The organism is Streptomyces sp. S6 (assembly GCF_054880855.1).
This window is the reverse complement of the sequence record NZ_JBTYMC010000429.1, coordinates 1-4,415: the sequence shown is the minus strand read 5'-3', so window position 1 is coordinate 4,415 and position 4,415 is coordinate 1. Positions and strand designations below refer to the sequence as shown.

5 protein-coding genes and 1 pseudogene are annotated in these 4,415 nt (G+C 73.6%); 4 read left to right on the top strand and 2 right to left on the bottom strand.

The genetic code is table 11. The features are described 5' to 3' along the window. From ACVNF4_RS32970 to ACVNF4_RS32955, 4 genes and pseudogenes are all read left to right on the top strand, one after another. Window positions 1-423: pseudogene (locus ACVNF4_RS32970) on the top strand (NYN domain-containing protein); the annotation flags it as partial. Between the two features lie 96 nt (window positions 424-519). After that, a complete protein-coding gene (locus ACVNF4_RS32965; RefSeq protein ID WP_461806551.1) occupies window positions 520-1,494 on the top strand; it encodes an ABC transporter ATP-binding protein in 975 nt (324 codons plus the stop codon). Window positions 1,495-1,591: 97 nt separating this feature from the next. After that, window positions 1,592-2,413, top strand: a complete 822-nt coding sequence (locus ACVNF4_RS32960) for an ABC transporter permease (RefSeq protein ID WP_461806550.1) — start codon at window positions 1,592-1,594, stop codon at window positions 2,411-2,413. A 104-nt stretch (window positions 2,414-2,517) separates the two neighbouring features. Beyond that, entirely contained in the window at window positions 2,518-3,174 is a 657-nt protein-coding gene (locus tag ACVNF4_RS32955) for a DUF2567 domain-containing protein (RefSeq protein ID WP_461806549.1), read from the top strand. A gap of 228 nt (window positions 3,175-3,402) precedes the next feature. Here the strand turns inward: ACVNF4_RS32955 and ybaK are convergent, their stop codons facing one another. Then, a complete protein-coding gene (ybaK, locus tag ACVNF4_RS32950) occupies window positions 3,403-3,900 on the bottom strand; it encodes a Cys-tRNA(Pro) deacylase (protein WP_461806548.1) in 498 nt (165 codons plus the stop codon). Window positions 3,901-3,908: 8 nt separating this feature from the next. Beyond that, the coding region (locus ACVNF4_RS32945; protein ID WP_461806547.1) for an LON peptidase substrate-binding domain-containing protein at window positions 3,909-4,415 on the bottom strand (507 nt) is incomplete at its 5' end.

Below are 4,415 nucleotides of genomic sequence, written 5' to 3'. Positions count from 1 at the left end.
GCGCCGGCCGCGACCCTGCGCTGGTCCTCCGACAAGGGCTGGGTGGACCGGCCCGCCGCCGAACCCCCCGAGGCCGCCGCGATGCCGACCCTCGCCCAGCTCACCACCGCCGAACAGCGCTGGGCCGACCGCGAGGAGGACATCACGACCGTCGGCGGCGACCCCTACGAGGTCGGACAGGTGTTCGCCCGCCGCTGGATCGCCCGCCTCGGCGACCAGACCCACCTCCCGAAACTCTCCGGCATGTACCCCCGCGTCCCCCACCGCATCGACGGCGAGCTCCTGCGCTACGCCGCCCGCTTCGGGCTCCTTGCGCACAAGGACGACCAGATCGACGAGCACGACCGGTACGCGATCCGGGCCGGATTCTGGCGGGAGATCGACGCCAGGACCGGCGTGGAACACGCTCCGGCCGCCGACTGAGCAACGACCCAGGCGTGAGCGGGGGCCGTCGACCCCGTACGCTCTCCCCTTGTGAGTACGCGCGCGACACCGGCAGTCCGGCACCCGGAAGACGTCGTGTGTGCCGTGCGCGGGCTGACCAAGACCTACCGGGCGGTGCGCGCCCGGCGCGGCACGCCCGGCACGCCCGAGGTGCGGGCCACCGACGACGTCTGTCTCGACATCCGGCGCGGTGAGATCTTCGGACTGCTCGGGCCGAACGGCGCCGGCAAGTCCACCCTCGTCCGCCAGCTCACCGGGCTGATGCGGCCCGACTCCGGCAGCGTCGAGATCCTCGGCCACGACATCGTCCGCCACCCCGAACGCGCCGCCCGCCTCCTCGCCTACCTCGGCCAGGAGTCCACCGCGCTCGACGAACTCACCGTCTCCCTCGCCGCCGAGACCACCGCGCGGCTGCGCGGGCTCGACGTCCGCGAGGCCCGCGCGGAACGGGACGCTGTCCTCGACGAGCTGGGGCTCACGCCGCTCGCCGCACGGCCGCTGCGCAAGCTGTCCGGGGGGCAGCGGCGGCTCGCCTGTTTCGCGACGGCGCTGGTGGGGGAGCGGCGGCTGCTGGTCCTCGACGAGCCGACGACCGGGATGGACCCCGTCGCCCGGCGTGCCGTCTGGTCCGCCGTCGACCGGCGGCGCGCGGAGCGGGGGACGACCGTGCTGCTCGTCACCCACAACGTCATCGAGGCGGAGACCGTCCTCGACCGGGTCGCCGTCCTCGACAAAGGGCGCGTCATCGCCTGCGACACACCCGCCGGGCTGAAGGAGCAGGTCGCCGGGGAGGTGCGGGTCGATCTCGTGTGGCGGGAGAAGGCTCCGCTGGACGTCCCCGAGGTGGCCGCGCTGCGGGAGCGGGCCGTCGAGTCCGGGCGGCGCTGGACGCTGCGGCTCGCCCCGGAGGAGGCGCGGGCGGTGGTGTCGACGGTGACCGGTGGGGCCGCGTTCGCCGCGCTCGACGACTTCACGCTGGCCACGCCGAGCCTTGAGGACGTGTACCTCGCGCTCGGGGGAGACGCCCGGCAGGGGCTGGTGAAGGCGTGAAGGGGTCTTTTGGCGTCCTGTGCGACGGGATGAGTTTTTCGGGCGCCGCGTCCGTAGGGGACGGGGGCGGGGCCGTGGAGAAGAGGAGCAGCGCCGCGTGAGTGTCGTACCTGCCGGGGTTCTGCCGGGGAGAGCGCGGGCCGTCGAGCCCGGTGAGCGGGAGGCCGCCGAGCTGGGGCCGCGGGCCCGGCTGTGGCCGTCGCTGGCCGCCGTGTACCGGGCGCAGCTGTCGCGTGCGCGGGTGGCGCGGATTCCGCTGCTCTTCGTCGCGACGTTCCAGTCCGTCGGGATCCTCATCATGATGCGGGGCGTGGTGGACGGGGGGAGCGAGGCGGAGTCGGTCGTCGCCGGGTCCGCCGTTCTCGTCGTCGCCTTCGTGGCGCTGAACCTGCTCGCCCAGTACTTCGGGCAGCTCCGGGCGAGCGGAGGGCTTGACCACTACGCCACGCTGCCCGTGCCGCCCGCCGCGGTGGTGCTGGGCGCGGCCGGTGCGTACGCGTCGTTCACCGTGCCGGGGACCGTGGTCACGGCCGTCTTCGGGTGTGTGCTGTTCGGGTTGCCGCTCACTCATCTGTGGGTGCTGATCGCCGTGATCCCGCTCGCGGGGGCCGCGCTGGCCGGGCTCGGTGCGGCGCTCGGGCTGCTGGCGCCCCGGCCCGAGCTGGCGACCGTCATGGGGCAGCTGGGGATGTCCGCGGCGCTGTTGCTGGGGGTGCTGCCGCCGGAACGGATGCCGGAGGTGGTGCGGTTCGCCCGGGATCTGCTGCCGTCCACGTACGGGGTGGAGGCGCTGGCCCGGACGTTCTCCGCGCGGCCGGACTGGGCGTTGGTGCTGGGGGATCTGGCGGTCTGCGCGGGGGTGGGGGCCGTGTCGTTGGGGGTGGCCACGTGGGCTTACCGGAGGGCTGCGGTCCGGTAGCGGGGGTGCGGTTTATCCGGATTGGCGCTCGGTTGTTCTGTGAGCCGTCCCCCGGAACGCCGTCCGGTGGGGCGGGGGCAAGGTCGGCCTGGCACGATGGCAGGGTGACCGCTCCGTTGACTCCGCCTACGCCGCCGCACGAACCGTCTCCGCGGGGGGACTGGCCTCCGCCGCCTCCGGAGGGGTACGGGCAGATGTGGGACACGCCGGAGAGGCGTGCGGAGCTGTGGGCGGATGTGCGGGACGGCGTTGTCGTCGCCGTCGGAGTGACGGTGCTCGGGCTGGTGCTGGGGCTGCTGTGGCTGTGGCTGGCGCCGCGCGTGCCGCTGGTCGGGGACCTCTCCGACGGGAGCTGGGTCGTCTACCTGAAGGACTCCGAGGGGGAGCAGGCGATCGGGGTCGAGGGAACGTTCACCCTGTTGGCGTTGGCGTGCGGTGCCGTCAGCGCGGTGGCCGTTTTTCTGTGGCGCCGGCGCGGCGGGATCCCCCTCGTCGTCGGACTCATGGCCGGCGGCATCCTCGCGTCCGTGGTGGCCTGGAGGCTCGGCGTGTGGCTCGGCCCCTCCTCCGACGTCATCGCGCACGCGAAGAGCGCGGGCAAGGGCGTCACCTTCTCGGCTCCCCTGAAGCTCGACGCGAAGGCCACGCTGATGGCCTGGTCCGTCGCCGCCCTCCTCGTCCACCTGGGCCTCACGGCCCTGTTCGGCCCGAGGGACCCGGAACCGCCGTACGAGCTGCCGTACGTGACGCCTCCGGCGTAAGGGAGCGCCGGTGTGTCTTTGGCCGAAGCGAACGCCGGGCCGTACCGCCCTGCGGATGCGGAAGGCCCGCCGAACCGGCCTCGGCCATACGCGCTGCCCCGGCGCCCGCGCCCTACGCCGGCCGCCTCCCGTGGTTCGCGCGTCGTTTCTTGATCCGCCACTTCCGCTTCCGCGTACGTTTCGACATGCCTTCTCTGCTTAACGGAGAGAGGGCGCCCCGTCGACCCCTCAGGCACGCCCGATGGGGGCCAGTACCGCGCCGGTGAGGCCGGCGAGGTCGGTGGGGGAGAGTTCGACTTCGAGGCCGCGCCGCCCGGCGGAGACACAGATCGTGGTGTGCGCGTCGGCGGAGGCGTCGAGGACGGTGGGGAGGCGTTTGCGCTGGCCCAGGGGGGAGATGCCGCCCCGGACGTAGCCCGTGGTGCGCTCGGCGAGGGCGGGGTCGGCCATGGCCGCCTTCTTGCCGCCGACCGCCGTGGCCAGCGCCTTCAGATCGAGGGTGCCCGCGACGGGGACGACGGCGACGGTCAGGGCCCCGTCGACGTCGGCGACGAGCGTCTTGAACACCCGATCCGGTGACACCCCCATCGCCTCGGCGGCCTCCTCGCCGTACGAGGGGTGCGCGGGATCGTGCTCGTACGCGTGGACGGTGTACGCCACGCCCGCCGCCGTCAGCGCGACCGTCGCCGGTGTCCCCCCGGCCTGCTTCTTCGGCTTCTTCGCCACGGGACCCCTCAGTTCAGGCTCGTCGGGCCGCGCGTCAGGTCCGACGCGGGCAGGGACGGCAGACTACGGAGGATCGCCGTCTCGGCGCGAAGCAGTTTCAGCTCGTCCCGCAGCCGGGAGGCGAAATCCGGCGCCTGGAGAAGTCGCTGCTTGGACGGCGTGTCGAGCATCATCGTCGCGGCGACGAGATACGACACGACCCCGGGCTCGTCCGGCAGCTCACCGGAGAGGACGGACAGCTCACGGGCCCCGGCGAGCCGCTTCTGGTACTGCTGGAAGGCCCGCAGGACGACCTCCGCGAGCGCCTCGGCCTCCTCGCCGCGCTCCTCGGACAGCTCCTCCAGCTCGGCCGTGAGGAAGGGCCCCGACGCGTCGACGGAGTGCACCCGCACCCGCGTCGTCCCGGTCGCGAGGACCTCGAACGTGCCGTCGGGACGCTCGCGGATCGTCGCCGCGTCGGCGACGCACCCCACGGGGTGGAACGCCTTGAGGGGGTCGGCGCCGAAGCCGGCCAG